Source organism: Blautia sp. MSK20_18 (assembly GCF_020553125.1).
In the GTDB taxonomy this organism is placed as follows: domain Bacteria; phylum Bacillota; class Clostridia; order Lachnospirales; family Lachnospiraceae; genus Blautia_A; species Blautia_A fusiformis.
This window is the reverse complement of sequence record NZ_JAJCGR010000049.1, coordinates 1-18,603: the sequence shown is the minus strand read 5'-3', so window position 1 is coordinate 18,603 and position 18,603 is coordinate 1. Positions and strand designations below refer to the sequence as shown.

The 18,603-nt window shown below is 46.0% G+C and carries 18 protein-coding genes and 1 riboswitch; of the genes, 1 reads left to right on the top strand and 17 read right to left on the bottom strand.

All coding sequences use genetic code 11. The features are described from left to right. The 9 genes from LI091_RS16765 to LI091_RS16725 all read right to left on the bottom strand — a co-directional run. Positions 1–149, bottom strand: a 149-nt coding sequence (locus LI091_RS16765) for a BMC domain-containing protein (RefSeq protein WP_173762624.1), incomplete at its 3' end; no start/stop codon positions are given. Positions 150–221: 72 nt separating this feature from the next. Continuing rightward, complete coding sequence (locus LI091_RS16760; protein WP_021977483.1) at positions 222–563, bottom strand: BMC domain-containing protein; 342 nt, start codon at positions 561–563, stop codon at positions 222–224. A 43-nt stretch (positions 564–606) separates the two neighbouring features. Then, positions 607–882, bottom strand: coding sequence for a propanediol utilization microcompartment protein PduA (gene pduA, locus LI091_RS16755; protein WP_015525952.1), 276 nt, complete (start codon positions 880–882; stop codon positions 607–609). 85 nt (positions 883–967) lie between these two features. Then, complete coding sequence (locus LI091_RS16750) at positions 968–1,282, bottom strand: BMC domain-containing protein (RefSeq protein WP_015525953.1); 315 nt, start codon at positions 1,280–1,282, stop codon at positions 968–970. A 24-nt stretch (positions 1,283–1,306) separates the two neighbouring features. Further along, entirely contained in the window at positions 1,307–2,539 is a 1,233-nt protein-coding gene (locus tag LI091_RS16745) for a zinc-binding dehydrogenase (protein WP_015525954.1), read from the bottom strand. 18 nt (positions 2,540–2,557) lie between these two features. Next, positions 2,558–3,946: an aldehyde dehydrogenase family protein gene (locus LI091_RS16740; protein ID WP_148448411.1), complete on the bottom strand. Its 1,389-nt coding sequence runs from the start codon at positions 3,944–3,946 to the stop codon at positions 2,558–2,560. A 31-nt stretch (positions 3,947–3,977) separates the two neighbouring features. Then, a complete protein-coding gene (locus tag LI091_RS16735) occupies positions 3,978–4,856 on the bottom strand; it encodes a class II aldolase/adducin family protein (protein ID WP_148448413.1) in 879 nt (292 codons plus the stop codon). 187 nt (positions 4,857–5,043) lie between these two features. Then, on the bottom strand, positions 5,044–5,835 hold the full coding sequence (locus tag LI091_RS16730; protein WP_265191384.1) for a glycyl-radical enzyme activating protein: 792 nt from the start codon (positions 5,833–5,835) through the stop codon (positions 5,044–5,046). A gap of 11 nt (positions 5,836–5,846) precedes the next feature. Further along, a complete protein-coding gene (locus LI091_RS16725; protein WP_092070145.1) occupies positions 5,847–8,372 on the bottom strand; it encodes a glycyl radical protein in 2,526 nt (841 codons plus the stop codon). 354 nt (positions 8,373–8,726) lie between these two features. Between LI091_RS16725 and LI091_RS16720 the strand changes: the two genes are divergently transcribed. After that, positions 8,727–9,443 carry a phosphatase gene (locus tag LI091_RS16720; RefSeq protein WP_021651550.1) on the top strand — a complete coding sequence of 239 codons (717 nt, stop codon included), beginning with the start codon at positions 8,727–8,729 and terminating at the stop codon, positions 9,441–9,443. Between the two features lie 105 nt (positions 9,444–9,548). On the opposite strand, the gene LI091_RS16715 is transcribed toward LI091_RS16720, so the two are convergent. The 8 genes from LI091_RS16715 to LI091_RS16680 form a co-directional block, all read right to left on the bottom strand. Then, on the bottom strand, positions 9,549–9,836 hold the full coding sequence (locus tag LI091_RS16715; protein ID WP_173723397.1) for a cysteine-rich small domain-containing protein: 288 nt from the start codon (positions 9,834–9,836) through the stop codon (positions 9,549–9,551). Between the two features lie 267 nt (positions 9,837–10,103). Then, positions 10,104–10,273, bottom strand: a riboswitch (cobalamin riboswitch). A 232-nt stretch (positions 10,274–10,505) separates the two neighbouring features. Continuing rightward, positions 10,506–11,966 carry a C40 family peptidase gene (locus tag LI091_RS16710; RefSeq protein WP_265191383.1) on the bottom strand — a complete coding sequence of 487 codons (1,461 nt, stop codon included), beginning with the start codon at positions 11,964–11,966 and terminating at the stop codon, positions 10,506–10,508. Positions 11,967–12,249: 283 nt separating this feature from the next. Continuing rightward, on the bottom strand, positions 12,250–13,740 hold the full coding sequence (locus LI091_RS16705) for an N-acetylmuramoyl-L-alanine amidase family protein (RefSeq protein WP_243148693.1): 1,491 nt from the start codon (positions 13,738–13,740) through the stop codon (positions 12,250–12,252). Positions 13,741–14,024: 284 nt separating this feature from the next. Next, entirely contained in the window at positions 14,025–15,011 is a 987-nt protein-coding gene (locus tag LI091_RS16700) for a diaminopimelate dehydrogenase (protein ID WP_015525965.1), read from the bottom strand. A 193-nt stretch (positions 15,012–15,204) separates the two neighbouring features. Continuing rightward, the gene (locus tag LI091_RS16695; protein WP_021651556.1) at positions 15,205–15,852 is read right to left on the bottom strand and encodes a J domain-containing protein; all 648 of its coding nucleotides are present in this window, start codon (positions 15,850–15,852) and stop codon (positions 15,205–15,207) included. Then, the gene (locus tag LI091_RS16690) at positions 15,846–16,694 is read right to left on the bottom strand and encodes a DUF5685 family protein (protein ID WP_015525968.1); all 849 of its coding nucleotides are present in this window, start codon (positions 16,692–16,694) and stop codon (positions 15,846–15,848) included. Before LI091_RS16690 ends, LI091_RS16695 begins: the two co-directional genes overlap by 7 nt. A gap of 1 nt (position 16,695) precedes the next feature. After that, complete coding sequence (locus tag LI091_RS16685) at positions 16,696–17,109, bottom strand: hypothetical protein (protein WP_015525969.1); 414 nt, start codon at positions 17,107–17,109, stop codon at positions 16,696–16,698. A gap of 74 nt (positions 17,110–17,183) precedes the next feature. Beyond that, positions 17,184–18,386, bottom strand: a complete 1,203-nt coding sequence (locus tag LI091_RS16680; protein ID WP_059086808.1) for a class I SAM-dependent rRNA methyltransferase — start codon at positions 18,384–18,386, stop codon at positions 17,184–17,186. Positions 18,387–18,603: the final 217 nt, after the last annotated feature.

Here is an 18,603-nt window from a genome sequence, read left to right as displayed (position 1 = left end):
TCTCCACGAACCATAACAGTTACAAGACCGGAACCGATCTTCTCTGTTCCTACAAGTGCAACGTTAGCTGCCTTGCACATCTGGTCAGCTGCCTCGATAGCTGCTGTAAGTCCTCTTGTCTCAACCATTCCTAATGCTTCCTGTGTCATGATTATATCCTCCTTATGGATTGTTAATGCTTTATTTGTTCTGTTTACTTCTGACTTTTTTGGTGCAGCAGTTTATTTTTCGCTGCTGTTTTTGCTTTCCAGTGCTGTTTCCGGATTCTCTTGCTGTTTCTTTTTCCACCGGCTTGCACTCAGCTCAACCAGTTTGACGATTTCCTCGTGAGGATTGGCAATTACCGCATAACTGGCAGGTTTCTTGATTGCCTGCTCTACTGCCGCATTGACAGCTGCTGTAACTGCTGATACATCGCCTTGTACGATCAGGGTCACCAGTCGTCCGCCCAGCTTACGCTCCCATGACGCCAGCTCAACGTCTGCCGTTTTGCACATGATGTCCAGGGCATTGATCGCCGCAACCACACCTGTGATTTCTATAAATCCATATGATTTTCCCATGAGCGAACTCCTTAATTAATTTCTGTTCCTCTCAAAGCCTGAATTAGAGCTTCGGAAGAATTTTTTCTACATCTGTATGAGGTCTCGGGATCACGTGTGTAGCTACGAGCTCTCCAAGTCTGGATGCTGCTGCGCTTCCGCTCTCTACTGCTGCTTTTACAGCGCCTACGTCTCCACGAACCATAACAGTTACAAGACCGGAACCGATCTTCTCTGTTCCTACAAGCGCAACCTCAGCTGCTTTTGTCATTGCATCTGCTGCCTCGATTGCAGCTGTGAGGCCTCTTGTCTCAACCATTCCTAATGCTTCCTGTGCCATGATTCTATCCTCCTGAATCTTATCTTCGTTACAATTTTATCATATATGATTCCGCCACTTTTGTAAAGTAAACTTCGGAATCCGCTTAATCTTTATCCAGGGCGCTGATCTTCAGCATTTTCTGTGTACCTGGTTCCGGGTTGGGGATTATGTAATGCTGTACCACACCTGTCATGCTCTCTGCGACTTTCATGCCGGCTTCTACCGCTGCCGTGACATCTGACACGCTTCCGCGGTACTTGATGCAGACAAGAAGCGGTACTGGCAGGCTGTCCGCATTCGCCGGTTTATTCTTATCGAATACCTCCAGGTGGACATTTGCAGCCTTGCACCCGGCGTCAGCTGCCACAAAGGCTGTCGCAAGTCCGAAGACCTCAAGAATTCCTACAGCTTCTGCCATGTTGCTTCTCCTTTCCCGTTAAGGTTATTTATTAACAATCGCGATCTTAAGACCTGTCATTGCCAGGTTTGTCTCAAGTGCCTCGTTGATCTCCTCAAGCGGGAACTTGTGTGTGATCAGCTCAGACATTGGAAGTCCGATTGCTTTTGCTCTCTTAAGGAAATCAAATGTTGTTGCATAGTCTCTGAGGTTGTATACCCAGGAACCAACAAGGTTGATCTCTTTGGAGCAGAGGTCGAAGTGCGGGTTGATGGTAGCGTCTCCACCGTTGATGAAGAAACCAAGCTCGCAAAGACCGCCGCCGTTGCGAATAAATTTGTAGATGTTGGAGTGTGCATGAGGATTTCCAGTACACTGGAAAGCGAAATCTGCAAGATGTCCGCCCTGAGCCTCTTTAACAGCCTCAGTAAGTGCCTCAATGCCCTTGAAGTTCATGAAGTTAACGGTTGTGTTTGCTCCCATTCTCTTGGCAAACTCAAGACGTTTCTCATTTCCGTCTACTGCACAGATATTATGAACGCCCATTGTATGGAGAACTGCGATGCAGATAAGACCGATCGGTCCGCAACCCTGAACAACAACTCTGCTGTTGAATTTCAGGATTCCTGTTGTTTTTGCTCTCTCTACAGCATGTACAAGTACTGCACATGGCTCGATGAGGATACGGGAATCAAGATCCAGGTCACTTACATTAAAGAATGTGGAACCGAATTTTCCGCCTCTGATGAAGATGTAATCAGCGAACCAGCCGTTGAATTTAACGTCGTCATCCGGAAGAAGTCCGTATACGTCAGCGCCACCTACGTTCTTCTTGTTAAGGTCGAACATTGTGATTTCCGGATCATCTTTGAAGATCATACAGGTAACGATCTTGTCGCCGACTTTAACCGGTTTACCAGCTGTATCAACTTTAACGTTTTTACCCATTTTTACGATCTCACCGGTTCCCTCATGTCCGAGAACTACTGGGATAAGACCAAACGGGTCATTTTTGTACTCATGAGCATCTGTTCCGCAGACGCCGCAGCCCTCAACTTTAACGAGGATGTCGTCGTCACCAACTTCCGGAAGATCATACTCCTGAAGCTCAAAATGTTTCTTCTCTGTCATCATTGCTACTCTTGCTTTTTTCGGAATTGTGTTTCCTGCCGGAGCAGCCGGAGCGCTTGTTGCAGCAGCTGCTGCAGGAGCGTTTCCTGTCATGCCGGAGAGAACCTGTTTAACGATTTCTTCGATATTTACATTGTTCATATCCATTGTTTCTGTTCCTCCTGATTAACGAATGCAAAGGCTGTCTGTCATTACGCAGCGTCTTCTCTTTGTGAATGTGCTTGCGCTTGTAAGTCCCTCACCGGTACGGCTTGCAATTGTGAATGTACAGAAACCTTCTCCGCCAAATCCAAGTGCGGAATAGGACGGGCCGTTCTTTACAAGGATTGCGGTATCAATTGCTTTCGCATATTTTGTAATGTTATCAATATTCTTGGAATGAATATGTGCGGAATGACGGTTGCCATGCTCAAGCCATACAGCCTGCTCTACAGCATCGTCAAAATCCTTAGCTCTTACGATTCCGAGGATTGGCATCATAAGCTCTGTTGTGATGAGCGGATGTTCCTTCGGTCCTTCAAAGATAATGCAGCGGGTATTTGCCGGTGCCTGAACTCCGATCATGGAAAGAAGTGTCTTCGCGTCACGTCCTACACATTTACGGTTCAGCTTGCCACCTGCAAGTACAGTCTCAACAAGTTTGTCCTGCTCTTCCTTGGATGCAAGATAGCAGTCATTCTCTGTGATCATGTAGTGCATTAACTCATCAACTACGGAAGATACTGCAACAACTTCCTTCTCAGCGATACATGGAAGATTGTTATCGAATGTACATCCGTTTACGATATCCTGAGCTGCCTTACGGATATCAGCAGTATCATCAACCAGTGCCGGTGGGTTACCTGCTCCTGCACCGATTCCTCTCTTACCGGAGGAAAGAACTGCTGTTACAACACCAGGGCCGCCTGTTGCTGCGATCAGATGGATATCTTTATGTTTCATCATAATATTGCTGGTCTCAAGTGTTGGTTTCTCAACAGTAACAGCGATATTATCCGGGCCGCCTGATTCCAGGGAAGCCTCATTTAAAAGATTGATTGCGTAAATAGAAGTTTTTACAGCTGCCGGATGCGGGTTGAATACAACTGTATTTCCGCCTGCCAGCATACCCATTGTGTTACAGAGAACTGTTTCACTTGGGTTTGTACATGGTGTGATCGCACCGATTACACCAAATGGTCCCATCTCGATCAGAGTCAGTCCTCTGTCTCCGGACCATGCAGTTGTTGTAATGTCTTCGGTACCAGGTGTCTTGTCTGCTACCAGGTGATGTTTGAGGATCTTGTCTCCTACATTACCCATACCAGTTTCCTCAACACCCATACGAGCCAGTACTTCCGCATTTTCTTTGATCTTTTTACGGATGCAGGTGATGATTTTTTCTCTCTGGTCCATAGACATTGTCTTAACTACCTGCTGCGCTTTTTTCGCTGCTTCGATAGCATCATTCATATCCTTGAAAACGCCATGTTTTCCGGCCGGAGCATCTGCAATCTGCATTTTTGCCATAACTTCCTGTACAATTTCCTGTACCATATTCTCACTTATTGGCATGAGATGTCCTCCTTAATATTCCGTCAAAAAATTATTTCAGGCCAAGCTGAGCCATAACCTGTTTTGTGATCTGAGCTACAAGCTCTGCATCTGCGTTTGCTGTTGCATCTGCTGCAGGAGCTGCATCTTTGTCACAGTCTTTTCCAACAAAATCATACTGATATCCTGGGAACTGTTTGTAGTCCTCACTGTGGCATGCGCCGCCGCAATTGTGGCAGTTCTTTCCATCTTTGTTCAGGCAAAGGTTTGCCGGATGTTTTCCAGGCATACCGAATTTACGACGGATTGCATAGAGTTTCTCGATGTTCTCTTTGTCGAATTCCTTCGGGCCGCCAAGAAGTTTGCTCTGATACAGAAGCTGTGCGTAGAACTCCACAGACTCCATCTTCATGTATGCAGCGTTAAGGTCTGTGCTCCATGTAAGTGCTCCGTGGTTCTCAAGAAGTACTGCATCGAAATATGGAAGGTATTTCTCAAGGTTATCCGGAATCTCCATTGTGGAAGGTGTACCGTACTCAGCGATCGGAACGCATCCAAGAGCGATAACTGCCTCTGGCATGATCGGCTGTGTAAGCGGGATACCTGCGATTGCGAAAGATGTAGCGTAGATCGGATGAGCATGTACAACAGATCCTACGTCCGGTCTCTTCTCATATACTCTCATATGCATCTTGATCTCAGATGATGGTTTGAATCCCGGGTTAGCCTGGATTACATTACCCTTGCCATCTACTTTACAGATGAACTCTGGTGTCATGAAACCTTTGGATACACCTGTTGGTGTGCAAAGATATTCATTCTCTGCCACTTTAACGGAGAAGTTTCCGTCGTTAGCTGCAACCATGTTACGGTTGTAGATTCTTTTACCGATGTCGCAAAGCTGTTTTTTGATTTCAAACTCGTTTACCATGCTTAATTTCCTCCTTGAGCATTGGATTGCACTATTTTGTTTCTGGAAATATTTTACTCCATACCACAAAATAAGTCAAGGACAATCCGTTGTTTTGTGTTGGTTTCTTGTTGCTCATTATGTTGTTTTTATTGTTTTTTATGTTGTCTGTTTGCAGAGGATCTTTTCTCTGTAATTCTTTTATTTCTCAGCCGCCGATCTGGCAGTCCAGGCCGCATACCGCGTGTACCGCATTCTTTAACATCTGCATATGTTCTGCTGTCGGTGGAAGAATTCCTTCCATTAAATAGGGGCGTCCAAGGCCATCATATTTATCCTGTCCCAATCTGTGGTACGGAAGAAGATGGATCTTGTTTACACCTGGAAGGGATGCCGCAAATCTGGAGATTGCCTGGATCTCTTCCACAGAATCATTGAAAGTCGGAATAACCGGAACGCGGATCACCAGTCTGGTCTTGCCATAGAGTGCAACCTTTCTTGCATTCTCCAGCATCAGTCCGTTGGCCCGTCCTGTGAATTCTTTATGTTTTTCCTGATCCATATGCTTGATATCCATCAGATATACATCCAGATAGGGAAGTACCTGTTCGATCTTTTCCCATGGGGCACAGGCCATACTTTCTACCGCTGTGTTGATCCCTCTCTCCTTTGCCGCGCGAAGAAGATCTCTGGAAAAGTCCGCCTGACACATACATTCCCCTCCGGAAAGGGTGATCCCGCCTCCGGAACGATAATAATAGGCACGGTCTTTTTCCACCTCTTCGATCATCTCACGAACTGTCACGTCGCGGCCGATCACTTTATCTTCTCCCAGAACCTTCATGTTCTGGATCCGGTATTCCTGTGATTCCGGATTACAGCACCAGCGGCAGCGAAGAACGCAGCCCTTCAGGAACACGATGGTACGGATACCCGGTCCATCGTGTACTGAATATTTCTGAATATCAAAGATCCTGCCCTTTGTATCCAAATAGTCCATTCGTTACTCCTTTAGAAGCCCTGCTCAGTACGTCTGATGATATCGTCCTGCAGAGATCTGGAAAGTGTAGTGAACAATGCGCTGTAGCCTGCAACACGTACAACCAGATGTTTGTACTTCTCCGGATGCTTCTGTGCATCCAGAAGTGTTTCTCTGTCAACAACGTTAAACTGCATATGCATACCCTTCTGATCAAAGTATCCGCGGATCAGTGCTACGAATTTCTCCAGTCCTTCTCTTCCTGCAAGTGCTGACGGATGGAATTTCTGATTGAACAGTGTTCCGTTGGATACGATAAAATGATCCAGGCGGGATACAGAAGTTGCCGCAGCTGTCGGTCCCTTCACATCCTTGCCGGCTGACGGGGAAACACCATCTGCTACCGGAGTATGTGCGTAACGGCCATCCGGTGTTGCACCGGTCTGTCCGCCAAGAGGAACGTTTGCAGATACAGGATAAAGTCCTGCCTGATAATGTCCGCCTCTCGGGTTCATATATTTCTGAAGCGGCTTGGTGTAAGTATAAGCCACATCTCTTGCAAAATAATCCACATCCGGGATATCGTTTCCAAACTTCGGAACCTCCTCGATCATCTTGTGGATCTCTTCGAATCTTGCTTTCTTCTCCGGAGATGGCTCTGTTCCGAGAGCTGCTGTCATAACAGCTGTTGCGGTCTGCTCATTTACGCGGATGCCATTCTCCTGAAGCTTCTGCATAACAATGGTGGTGATATCTGCTGCAGACTGTGCATCGATACCCTTGCCGTAGTTCCATGCCAGAGCCTCCTTCAGCTCTTCCATGGTCATCTTCTTTTCTTCATATACAAGCTTGCGGATCGCATACAGAGAATCTGCCATGTTTGCAATACCAAATCCCTGAGGACCTGTAAAGTTATAAACAGCTCCGCCTTCCTGAACGGATTTGCCTCGTTTCAGGCAGTCATCCACCATACAGGAAAGGAATGGAAGCGGACATCTCTCCGCATGTGCCACATCAATGGCATTATCAGCATTTACAAGCAGGGAAATGAAATATTCCATCTGTTTCTTATATGCATCATAGAACTCATCGAAGCTCTTCATCTCTGTGACATCGCCGGTCTGGACACTGATCTGTACCCCTTTGTCCATACCATTAGAGAAAACCATCTCCAGCGGACGGCACATGTTAAAGAATGCAGCGTCATGCCAACCCTCTGTCTTACCTGCCTTCTGCGGTTCTACACAGCCGATGATGTTATATTCTCTGGCATCTGCAAGAGAAAGGCCGCGGTTCTGCAGTGCAGGAATGATAACCTCATCATTGTAATAAGCCGGAAGTCCGATTCCTGTTCTTGTAAGCTCTGCAGCCTTGATCAGGAATTCATGTGGTGATCCGTTCCATACTCTTACAGAAAGAGACGGTGCCGGAAGGTGCACATGCATAGACGCCTGGATGCACATAAAGGAGAGATCATTGGTCACATCCTCGCCATCCTTGTTCTGACCACCTGCGATCAGGTTCTGGAAAAGGCTGTAGCCTGCAAAGCCTTCTGCAGATGCAGCATCACGGCATTTATTCAGGTCGTTTAATTTTACCCATATGCAGTCCATCAGTTCCTGGGCAAATTCTCTGGTAAGATTGCCTGCTTCCATATCACTCTTGTAATACGGATACATATACTGGTCAAAACGTCCCGGAGAAATAGAATGTCCGCTGCTTTCCATCTGGATCAGCTGCTGTACAAACCAGAAGGACTGGCACGCCTCATAGAAGTTACGGGCGCCCTTCGCCGGTACGCGTGTACAATTGGATGCGATCTGAAGGAGTTCCTGTTTTCTGGTCGGATCCTGACACTGATATGCCATCTGCTCTGCGAGCTCGGCATAGCGATGTGCATAGTCGATAACTGCCTGACAGCTCATGATAACTGCTTCCAGGAAACGGGATTTCTTTGCGTAATCACCATCTCCTACATTACACTCATCCAGTTCCTTCTGAGCTTTGGCAATGATCCCTTCATAACCGATCGCCAGAACTTCTTCATATTTAACGGTTACGTGTCCTACACCATTGTAGAAATAGTTTCCGGGTGTAAAAATATTGTGGTCAATGGCAAGAATCGCTTCCGGTGCCATATAGGAGGTTGCAAGCTCACTGGTAGTCTTGCCTTTCCAGTATTTATGTACCTCACGGAGCTCCGCCTTGGTTTCCTCCGCAATATAAAATGGATCGGCTGTTCTGGTAGCCACTGTATCCAGCTCATCCTCCAGCCACTGGAAAGAATACTCCGGAAACGTCTGACAGCCTCTCGGCGCCAAAGTGCTGCTTCCGACGATCAGCTCCTCATCACGGATGATGATCGGAATGTTGTGCAGGATGTGGGCAAATGCCTTGGCTCTGCGGGTGATGATCGGCTCGTCTTCTGTTGCTTTGTAAGACTCTGTGATCAGTTTTGCTCTGGCAGATTCGATCACCGGCATCTTTGCATAAAGATTATCTACAAGATGTGTGATCCTGTCTGTTTTCGGAACATCTGCTATATGAAATTTCTCCATGATTCTCCTTTCTCACAACCGGTTGTTTCTGGTGATCTGTCTGCCTCTACGCTTCCAGAACCGCTCCTGTCCGGCTATGTGCTCATGTAGTTTTATTATACCTTACCCCTACTTCGATGTCAACGAAATCCAACATGTATTTCTAGCTGTTTTTGTGGTTTTTGTCGGTTGCGCCCTGTTGATTTTATTTGTTTTTTGTATTTTTATGTTTTTCTCTATTGACTTTGTTTTTCTGCTCTGCCATACTTGGATTTATATAGGAATTCCTTTGTTTTTCAGAAAAAATTTATGCAAAGCGGACATTCGTATTCCGCTCTGTCACATGTTCTCAAACAGTAAAAGAGGTGTATTTTTATGTATCTTTCTGATATGCATACCCACTCCATCGCCAGTGGTCACGGCACGGAATGTACCATCACCAACATGGCACGCGCAGCTGCCGAGAAAGGTCTCCGGCTTCTCGGGATCACTGATCACGGTCCCGGCACTCTGGCAGCCGGAACTTCCTCCTATTTCCGCAGCCTTACCTATTCTCCCAAAAAACATTTCGGTGTAGAATTACTCTACGGAATTGAACTGAATATCCTTGACCGCAGCGGAACGGTAGATTTAGATCAGGAATTATTATGTAAACTTGATTACGCCATTGCCAGCATGCATGCCTGGAATTACCGCTGCGGTACCAGAGCCGAAAACACAGAAGCTTTTATCAATGTAATGAAAAACCCCTGTGTAAAGATCCTCGGACATAGTGATAACACTCATTACCCGGTTAATTATGATGCGCTTGCAAGGGCTGCCAGGGAAACCGGCACGATCTTTGAGATCAACGAAGCTTCTCTTGCACCTTATGGCTATCGTGGCGACACAAGAGAAAACTGTTTCGAGATCCTTCGATGCTGCCGCAAATATGATCTGCCGCTGCTTCTTTCCAGTGACAGCCATGGCCCGGAGCATATCGGAGATTTTACCTGTGCTGCTGAGTTTGTTCATCAGGCCATGTTTCCGGAACAGCTGATCCTCAACAACCAGATTCCCAGACTCAAGGTTTTTCTCCAAACCAGAGAATGATCTTCTGTATCTTTTCCGACAGATAACAGATATTGTCCCCCAAACAAAACAGGCCAGTTCAAACACAGGAATATACATTTTCCTGTATCTGAACTGGCCTGTTTTTTATTTTTCCCGCTGCTTCCGTACAATTTCCGCAAGCTCGCTATATTTACCTGTAACATATCCGAAATTTTCTCTTCTGTGAGGAAGCTTGCATTCGGTGCAGTCTTTGATCCCGCTTTCCGTAAAGCGGAAATTACCACCACATTTATCTCCCAGTGCATATAAAGGACAATAGCAGAACAGACAATTGAAGTTCTCCGGATCTGCTCCTTTATGGCACGGAAAATACTCACAGTTTTTGTGGCTGAAGTAAGAGTATTCTTTGCCTTCCCAGTATGGTTTCTCCATGGCTCTTTTCTCCTCTCCTGACATAACCACACATAATTTTTTCCTATAAAAAAGAGGTAGCGATGCCACCCCGGGGTAGAAATATAATCCGTTCATGAGTGCGCGGAGGGAACGAATGTATCCGGAGTAGTATCGCCTGCCATTTAATCATGTATAATTCATATGAACAGGCGCATTCCATAAAAAAATGCCTACTCTCGTAAAAAAGTAGACAACGTCCCAGGGGTGCGGAGTCCCTGAAATGGTTGTTACACTTTACACGGAAGTTTAACCTCGCCATAACAAGCAGGTTTCCTGGCTCCGGGATCATGACTCCTCTCTCCTTCTCATACATACGTACAATGGACTATGAGATTCGCTCCTCCGTTACAGTGACCGGATCGCTCAGGTTTCACACCTGATTCCCTTTTCTGTGGACTTCTGATAATCAATATATAACTGTCAGCTATCCTCAGCACTTGCTATGTTCAATATGGAATTATACTGACATTATAATAACATCCCGTTAATTATATGTCAATACTGTTTTCAATATTTATACATTTTTGAGCATATTTTGTTGCTGTTCACTCCGTTCCATGGGTTTTTCAGTATTTTTTCCGACGTTAAAAACAGCCCGACAAACTGCTGTCGGGCTGCTGTATTTTTATTTTCTGTTGTACGTTTTTATTATACAAGACGTCTTACAGATACAATTGTTCTGTATGTAGCATCATTGCTGATCTTGATCCCGTCCTGAGAGTTCGATGCATGAACGATCTGGCCATTACCCATGTAAATAGCCACGTGTCCGCCATAGCAGATCAGATCTCCCGGCTGTGCATCTGCGTAGGATACTTCTGTACCTGCATTCTGCTGCTCATAGGAGGTTCTCGGAAGGCTGACTCCGAAGTTCGCATAGACACTCTGTACAAATCCGGAGCAGTCTGCACCATTGGTAAGGCTTGTTCCACCCCATACGTAAGGATTTCCCACAAACTGTGTAGCATAATTCACAACAGAAGATCCTGAACCGCTACTGTAAGAAGAACTGTCACTGTCTGAAGATGTATCCTCTGCATTAGATGTGTCCTCTGCACTTTCTTCAGATGCGTCTGTGCTGTTATCGTAATCTGCGTCTGCATTATCCTCTGTATTCTCAGTATCCTCGGACGCATCATCATTCTCACCATTGTCTGCATCTTCATCCACATCCTCGGTGTCATCTTCTGCAGTATCCTCATCTGCATTCTCGATCACGTCGCCGTCCTCATCGTACTGTACGTCTTCGCTCTCGTCCGCCTCATCCTGCTGTGCTTCCTGCTCTGCCTGGCGTCTTGCTTCCTCTTCTGCCTCAGCCTGTGCTCTCGCTGCTGCTTCAGCCTCGGCCTGACGTCTTGCCTCTTCCTCTGCTGCAATACGCTCAGCCTCTAATCTCTGAAGCTCTGCAGTCTGCTCTGCAAGAAGGTTGGCATAATCTGTAGCCTGCTGCTGTGCGTAGGCGATCTCATTATCATAATCTGCGGATGTGGCACGCTTCTCATCCAGCTGTGCCTGCAGGTTCTGGGACTCTGCCTCATATTCCTGCTTCATTCCCTCCAGTTCTGCCTTCTCCTGTGTGTACTGTGCCTCCAGGTTTGCCACCTGCTGGATCGTATTGGAATATTTTTCAAGACTCTTACGGTCCTGCTCATAAGTCTTCTGTGTGTACTCTGCTCTTGTAAGAAGGTCAGACAGGTTCTCTGCATTCAGCATCATCTGGAACCATGCATCATCTCCACCCTTCTCATAGAGATACTGGATACGTTTCTTCATTGCCTCATACTGTTTCTGCTTGGCATTTTTGGCCTTCTCAAGGTTGGTCTGTGTAGATGCAATGTCGGCTTCCTTATTGGAGATATCTCCCTCCAGTGTCTGGATCGAAACCATCACGTTTACAAGATTGGCATCAAGAGTTGAAATCTCGCCTTCAATCTGTGACTTCTGTGAGGAAAGCTCATCCAATCTGGAATAAGTCGCATTCAGCTGTTCGTTAGTCGCATCCATCTCCTGCTGAAGTGCTGCCTCATCTTCTCTTGTTGCGCTTACGCTGACTACCTGTGCTCCGCTGATGATGAGCGCCAGTGTCAGACATAATATCCTTTTCTTCATGACTGTTCACCCTCGCAATCTGATTCTAATTTAATACAGCGGATCTGACCATCCGCTTCGTTGGTTTTCTTTGTAATACTTTTGCAATATCTTGTTTCAATCTTTTTATATATTAACACAGTGTTATTTGGATTGCAAGGATTTTCTATTAATTAGTTTAAAACTTTGTAACATTTATTAATGATTTTGACATTAAAAAAGGAGAACCCGGGTTATCTCAGGTTCTCCTCTCACGTTTCTTATTTCTATTTGTTACATACAAATTTCTTTCAGCATATCCTGATCAGAAAAGATCTGCAAGGATCTGATTGGCTGTCTTGTTCAGATATCCGTTGGGATCGGAAAGAGTGCTTCTGTTCCATCTGAAGTATGCACCGTTTCGGATATAGTTACCACTGGATTCATGATAGTCATATTTGCTGGCTCCAGGATACCTAGACATATAAGTTTCTGCCAGCTTGATCGCCTGGCTTCCGTAAGTTCCGCTTGGTGTCGGTGTTCCGGAAATCTGTACGCCGGCATTCGGTGTACAGTGGAGGATCACGACACTCTTATCGGAACACTGTCCGAGAACGATCCAGGTATGTCCGCTGTTGTATCCGATATCCCCAGGATAAAGCTTCCAGTTTGAGCTTGCCAGCTGAGCCTGGGAAACAACGGTACCCATTCCCTTGCCGGAATACAAAGATCCAAGATTTCCGGAAACATCCGTGTACATAGGTCCACCGGATCTGCTCTGCATGATCTGATATACAGACCATCCTACAAAGCCGGAACAGTCAAGGCCCTTCTGTTCTGTAGCTTCACTGAGATCCATATAATATCTGTAATTATAGGAGCTGGAATTGCTGTCATACCACTGTTTCCATTTTGGACTGATGCCCTTTCTGGTCGCATCCGACCAGTTGTGGCCGCCGCCCCATACGTAAAGAGTCTTTCCTACCGGAAGTAATGCATTGGCAAGGAAATTCTTGATAGTCCTGGAGCTTGTCGCTGTAGTAGTGCTTGGGTTGGTATCCAAGACACCATTGCTGCCAAATGTATACTTCTTGCCATCGATCGTCTTCGTTCCCGTAGCCATGACACCGGTTGACGGATCGAAATAATATTTATATCCTTTTTTGGAATTTGTGACCCAACCGGTAGCCATCACGCCGCTCTTGCTGTAAAAATAATAGGTATCGCTGCCGATCTTCTTGAAGCCCTTATACATAGCTCCCGTGTTTGGATCAAAATAACGCTTCTGCTGTTTCTTATTCGTTGCCCAGCCCTTTGCCATAAAGCATTTGCTGGTAAAATATCTGGTCACATTCTTCTTGTCTGTAAGGAATACACTTCTGGCTGCAGCACCACTGCCGCTGTAGAAATAATATTTCTTATTGCTGATCGTGGCCCATTTCGTTGTCATATATCCGCTGGTGGGATTAAAATAGCGGGTATTGTTCTTACTGTCTGTAAGCCAGCCTGTTGCCATATAGCCCTTGGCACCGTTGACATTATAAAAATATCGTTTGCCCTTGGAATCCTTAGCCCAACGCTTCATCTGCACGCCTGTGGATTTATTAAAAAAATATTTCTTCCCGTTCAGTGTAAGCCAGCCTTTTACCTTCTGTCCATTCTGATAATAATAGGACTTTCCTTTTTCTGTTTTAAAGCCGTTTTTGGTCGCAGCCTGTACATCTGTTGCCGTTGTATGTACAGTTGCTCCGGCTGCAAAGAACATCAGAACAAAAAAAAGTCCCCAGAGTTTCCATTTTCTGCTTAATTTTCGCATACATACCTTCCTTTGATAGATAGATCATTGATATTTACTATTTCTTAAGTCCGACTGATCGTAAACGTTACAATTTTGTTACAATTTTACGTCCATATTATATAACATTCTTTACGGTCCGTCAACTCTTTCCTTTTCTTTCAGAAAAATCGTCATCCAGGTATTACCAATGTTGATTTTATGCAGAAAAAAGCCCCGAAACATCAGAAATATTCACTGATGCTCCGGGGATATGATCTTTTATGCAGTTTTGCTCCTGTCTGTTACAGATCTGTTACAGATCCTTACAGGAATTTTTTGCGAAGCTCTGCTCCGTCAAGGGCACTTAAATATGCAGGTGCAACATCAAATACAGTCTTGCAGCCCTTCTGTCCTTCCTGGTTCATGCGGTATGCAGCTCTTGCATAGGCAACGATCACAGAAGATGTAAACTCAGGATTGGAATCCAGCTTCAGGCTGTACTCGATCACATGGCTGTTCTCATTGTTCCAGCCTGTTTTTCCGCTGCGGATCACAAAACCGCCGTGCGGGATACCGCTGTGGTCACGGTCCAGCTCTTCCTGGGAAATGAAATGTACCGTTGTATCATACTCGTCAAAGTAGTTCGGCATGGTCTTGATCTCTTCCTCGATGCGTGCAAGATCAGCACCTTCCTCAGCAACTACGAAGCACTCTCTTGTATGTTTCTGGCGTGTGGTAAGCTCCGGATTTTCTCCATTTCTTACTGCCTCAAGTGCAGCTTCTACCGGAATGGTGTACTGCTTTGCATCCTTTACGCCTTTGATGCGGCGGACTGCATCAGAATGTCCCTGGCTGACACCCTTGCCCCAGAATGTGTAGTCGTTTCCATTTGTAAGGATCGCATTTGCATACATACGGTTCAGAGAAAACATTCCTGGATCCCAGCCTACGGAAATGATTCCTACATGTCCACTCTCTGCTGCTGCCTTGTCAACATTTGCAAAATGCTCCGGGATTTTCTTATGTGTATCAAAGCTGTCCACAACATTGAAATATTTTACATACTCCGGTGTCTGAACAGGAAGATCTGTAGCACTTCCTCCACAGATGATCAGGACATCGATCTCATCCTTCAGCTTCTCCGCATCTTTTACAGAATAAACCTTTGCGGTCTCTGTAAGGATCTTTACAGTCTCTGGATCACGTCTGGTAAATACTGCAACCAGCTCTGTATCCGGATTATGCTTGATGGCGCACTCCACGCCGCGTCCCAGGTTTCCGTAACCTAAAATACCAATTCTTATACTCATAACGATTTCCTCCTCTTTTTCTCTGCAGTATGACATTTTCCGGACAGCATTGTGAATTTCTGTCAGAAAAATCCCTCTGCGATCTATATCGCAAAACGGATCTGCAGGATCCGCCTTACAAACATATGGATATGCTGCCTCAGGATATTCCGATTCTCAATTCCGGGATATCGATGACCGCTTTGTTCCTGCATCAGCAGCAGAAAAAGCCGCCCGGCCAGCACATGAAACAGGCCATGGTCCTGCAGCAGGCATCACACATATCTCCTCCTGCGGTCGGCATTCCCCCAAAGGGATCCTGCCGCTGCTGATACCAGCCGCCACCGCCTTCCATTCTCTGGAGCAGCATACGGTACTGCATATTATCCGGTTCCTGACGGACTGCTTCACGGATCTGATCCAGAGCTGTTACATTATTTCCCATTCCCATATTTGCCATAGCAGCCAGGTAATACCATTCCCCATTTTTCTGACCAAGAGAATCCAGTACATTCATAGCTTCCTGAAAATGACCGCTCTGCACATAATTGGCGGCCGCCCTTCTGCGCATACTTTCCTCATCCTGATAGGCACTGGAACCGGCATTTCCGTAATTTCCAAAACCACCGTAATTTCCGTAGCCGCCATAGCCATTCTGGGAACTACTTCCGTACTCACGCTCTTTCATGATCTGCTCGTAAGCCTGCTGCACTTCTTTGAATTTTTCTTCGGCCTGATCCTTATTCGGATTATTGATATTGGCATCCGGGTGATACTTTCGGCTCAGCTTCCGGTATGCCTTTTTTATTTCATCATCAGATGCGTTTCTGGGAACTCCCAGCACGCTGTATGGATCTAACATTTTTTCTCTTTCTCCCGTTCTTCCCTGCGCTTCTGTCCGATCGCCGCAAAGCGGCACCAGACGCCGGAATATAAAATATTTCGAAGGATATCTCCGTATCGGAGGATCGGCAGCTTTTCAAATTCTCTGCAGCATTCTGCAAGCATCATCATAAGAAGCCGACGTACCTCTTCCTCGAACCCTTCTATCTTATATTTTTCAAGGAAAGGATTGTAATTTCCGTTTTCTGCATCTTTTTCCACATCGTCATAAGCATCCAGGATGTAGATAAATTTTCCGAGATAAAATCCCAGACGGCGCAGGGACGATTCCCAGACATCCTTACGGAAGGCCAGAATCTCTTCCATGATACGTCCGGAACATCCGGCTACACGGTCCACATCGGTTTCCCCCTGTTTTTCCAGGGAAGAAAGCTCCTCTAGTGCGTTTCGGATCCTTTGGATCTTCTCCGGATAAGCGGACATATGCATATTTCCGCAATTCTTCAGAATTCCTGCATATGCATAGCGCAGTGGTTTGTGTTCATCCTGCCAGTCATCCATACATTTGTAATAGGTAAGGATCACATTCATATCCGCACAGTACTCAGTTACTGTATTTTTGCGCACCGGCTGGGGCTTCAGCGGATGGACCACACACCTGGAGGTTCCCTTCTTCGTTGGCGGTTCATAAAGAGCGCTTAAAAGAAGGACCACAAATGTCATATCATAAGTCAGTGAGATCTGTCCCGGTATCCCGTATCTCTCCCGCAATTCTCTGCAAAGACCGCAGTAAAAAGAACGGTACACATCAAAATCCTTGAATTTTATTTCCGGTTTATTAACGGTCACATATCCGAACATGTCAGCTCCTTTTTACGAATTTTGTGTGGCATTTCGGACATTCGATCTCGATCTTGCCCTTTCCCTTTGGAATACGTATCTTCTGTCCGCAGCCCGGACAGCTGTAGATGTGATGGGTCTTTCTCTGCTTCATCAGATCCTTTTCTTTATTAAAGCGAAAACGGAACTTTGACGTCATCTGAAGGAATTTCTGATTTTCGGCATAACGCTGCTGGATATTTCTGGAAAAAATACGTATATATGCATATACGATCGCTGCGACCCCGAGAATGTCAAGGGTGCTGCCGACAGTTCTGCTGAATATATTGGCAAACATTGCCAGAATGATCAGAACCAGTGCGACTCCCATGGTGAACCTGGAAAGATCATCCACTCCATAACGTCCCTGCATAAATTTATTAAATTTGTCTCTCATATGATCTGCATCTCCTTTTCACTGCCATACGGCACTGCCAAAAAATTTCCGTAAAAAAATCCGGATGGCAGTTCCTAACGGTCATTGCATACCTGGAAAATGTAGAATTTCAGATAATAGGACTCATCTGCTGACCAGAGGATCGGATGATCCGGTGCCTGTGTACGGTACTCTACCTGGCGCAGTCTCTTATGGACATTCTTCGCTGCCTGACCGATGGTCTGTGTAAACAGCTCATACGTCATAAAATGAGAGCAGGAACAGGTCGCCAGAAATCCGCCGTCCTTTACAAGACGCATTGCACGGAGATTGATCTCACGGTATCCCTTGATGGCATTTTTTACAGAGCTTCTGGATTTCGTAAATGCCGGAGGATCCAGTACCACAACATCAAATTTCTCTCCCTTCTCCTCAAGCTCGGGAAGAAGTTCAAAAACATCCTCACAGAGGAATTTCACTGTTCCGTCCAGGCCGTTCAGACTGGCGTTTCTTCTTGCCTGCAGGACTGCAGTTTCCGACGCATCCACACCAAGAACACTCTGTGCCCCTGCAATTCCCGCATTCAGGGCAAAAGAGCCGGTATGTGTAAAGCAGTCCAGAACCTTCGCCCCCTTGCAGAGCTTCTGGATAGCAAGACGGTTATATTTCTGATCCAGGAAAAATCCGGTCTTCTGCCCGTCCCTGATATCTACTTCATATTTCACACCGTTCTCTTCAATCTGAACAAGTGTCGGAAATTCTTCTCCGATAAATCCCTTGGTAAGTTCCATTCCTTCCTGGCGGCGTACCTTTGCATCACTCCGCTCATAGACTCCACGGATCCGGATCCCATCCTCAGCAAGGACTTCCTTCAGTGCATCTAGGATCGTTTCTTTAAGACGGTCGATTCCCAGTGCAAGAGACTGTACAACAAGCACATCTGAAAACTTATCCACAACAAGACCCGGAAGAAAGTCTGCTTCTCCGAAGATCACACGGCAGCTTCCGGTATCTACTACCTTCTTACGATACTCCCATGCGTCGCGGACACGTTGTTTCAAAAATTCCGGACTGATCTCTGTACGCTCATCTCTGGTAAGCATACGGACTGTGATCTTGGAATTGGTGTTGATAAATCCTCTTCCCATTGGATATCCGTCAAAGTCCCGGACCAGAACGATATCTCCGTTCACAAAGCTTCCCATGATGCTTGCGATCTCATTGTCATATACCCAGAGGCCTCCTGATTTCAGGAATCTGCCTTCGCCTTTTTTTAATGTTACTACTGCCAGGCTCATAAATTCTACCTTTTCCCTTTCTCGTTTCCCTATCACGGTTTGCGATGTATGAGTCCACAAAACCGATTTACGGTCAATTTTATCACAGAAAAATCCATTTTTCCAGTGCTTACACAAATCCTTGTCGTAAATCACAAAATTTTCATGATATCTTTCCGGCACGATCGAGTAGGAGGCGGTGACTAACCGCCGTCCTCTCACACCACCGTGCATACCG

What these genes read in the sequence shown, in the direction of transcription:
- LI091_RS16760 (WP_021977483.1), bottom strand. Translation starts at nt 563, where the DNA reads ATGGGAAAATCATATGGATTTATAGAAATCACAGGTGTGGTTGCGGCG.
- pduA (WP_015525952.1), bottom strand. Translation starts at nt 882, where the DNA reads ATGGCACAGGAAGCATTAGGAATGGTTGAGACAAGAGGCCTCACAGCT.
- LI091_RS16750 (WP_015525953.1), bottom strand. Translation starts at nt 1,282, where the DNA reads ATGGCAGAAGCTGTAGGAATTCTTGAGGTCTTCGGACTTGCGACAGCC.
- LI091_RS16745 (WP_015525954.1), bottom strand. Translation starts at nt 2,539, where the DNA reads ATGGATATGAACAATGTAAATATCGAAGAAATCGTTAAACAGGTTCTC.
- LI091_RS16740 (WP_148448411.1), bottom strand. Translation starts at nt 3,946, where the DNA reads ATGCCAATAAGTGAGAATATGGTACAGGAAATTGTACAGGAAGTTATG.
- LI091_RS16735 (WP_148448413.1), bottom strand. Translation starts at nt 4,856, where the DNA reads ATGGTAAACGAGTTTGAAATCAAAAAACAGCTTTGCGACATCGGTAAA.
- LI091_RS16730 (WP_265191384.1), bottom strand. Translation starts at nt 5,835, where the DNA reads ATGGACTATTTGGATACAAAGGGCAGGATCTTTGATATTCAGAAATAT.
- LI091_RS16725 (WP_092070145.1), bottom strand. Translation starts at nt 8,372, where the DNA reads ATGGAGAAATTTCATATAGCAGATGTTCCGAAAACAGACAGGATCACA.
- LI091_RS16720 (WP_021651550.1), top strand. Translation starts at nt 8,727, where the DNA reads ATGTATCTTTCTGATATGCATACCCACTCCATCGCCAGTGGTCACGGC.
- LI091_RS16715 (WP_173723397.1), bottom strand. Translation starts at nt 9,836, where the DNA reads ATGGAGAAACCATACTGGGAAGGCAAAGAATACTCTTACTTCAGCCAC.
- LI091_RS16710 (WP_265191383.1), bottom strand. Translation starts at nt 11,966, where the DNA reads ATGAAGAAAAGGATATTATGTCTGACACTGGCGCTCATCATCAGCGGA.
- LI091_RS16705 (WP_243148693.1), bottom strand. Translation starts at nt 13,740, where the DNA reads ATGCGAAAATTAAGCAGAAAATGGAAACTCTGGGGACTTTTTTTTGTT.
- LI091_RS16700 (WP_015525965.1), bottom strand. Translation starts at nt 15,011, where the DNA reads ATGAGTATAAGAATTGGTATTTTAGGTTACGGAAACCTGGGACGCGGC.
- LI091_RS16695 (WP_021651556.1), bottom strand. Translation starts at nt 15,852, where the DNA reads ATGTTAGATCCATACAGCGTGCTGGGAGTTCCCAGAAACGCATCTGAT.
- LI091_RS16690 (WP_015525968.1), bottom strand. Translation starts at nt 16,694, where the DNA reads ATGTTCGGATATGTGACCGTTAATAAACCGGAAATAAAATTCAAGGAT.
- LI091_RS16685 (WP_015525969.1), bottom strand. Translation starts at nt 17,109, where the DNA reads ATGAGAGACAAATTTAATAAATTTATGCAGGGACGTTATGGAGTGGAT.
- LI091_RS16680 (WP_059086808.1), bottom strand. Translation starts at nt 18,386, where the DNA reads ATGAGCCTGGCAGTAGTAACATTAAAAAAAGGCGAAGGCAGATTCCTG.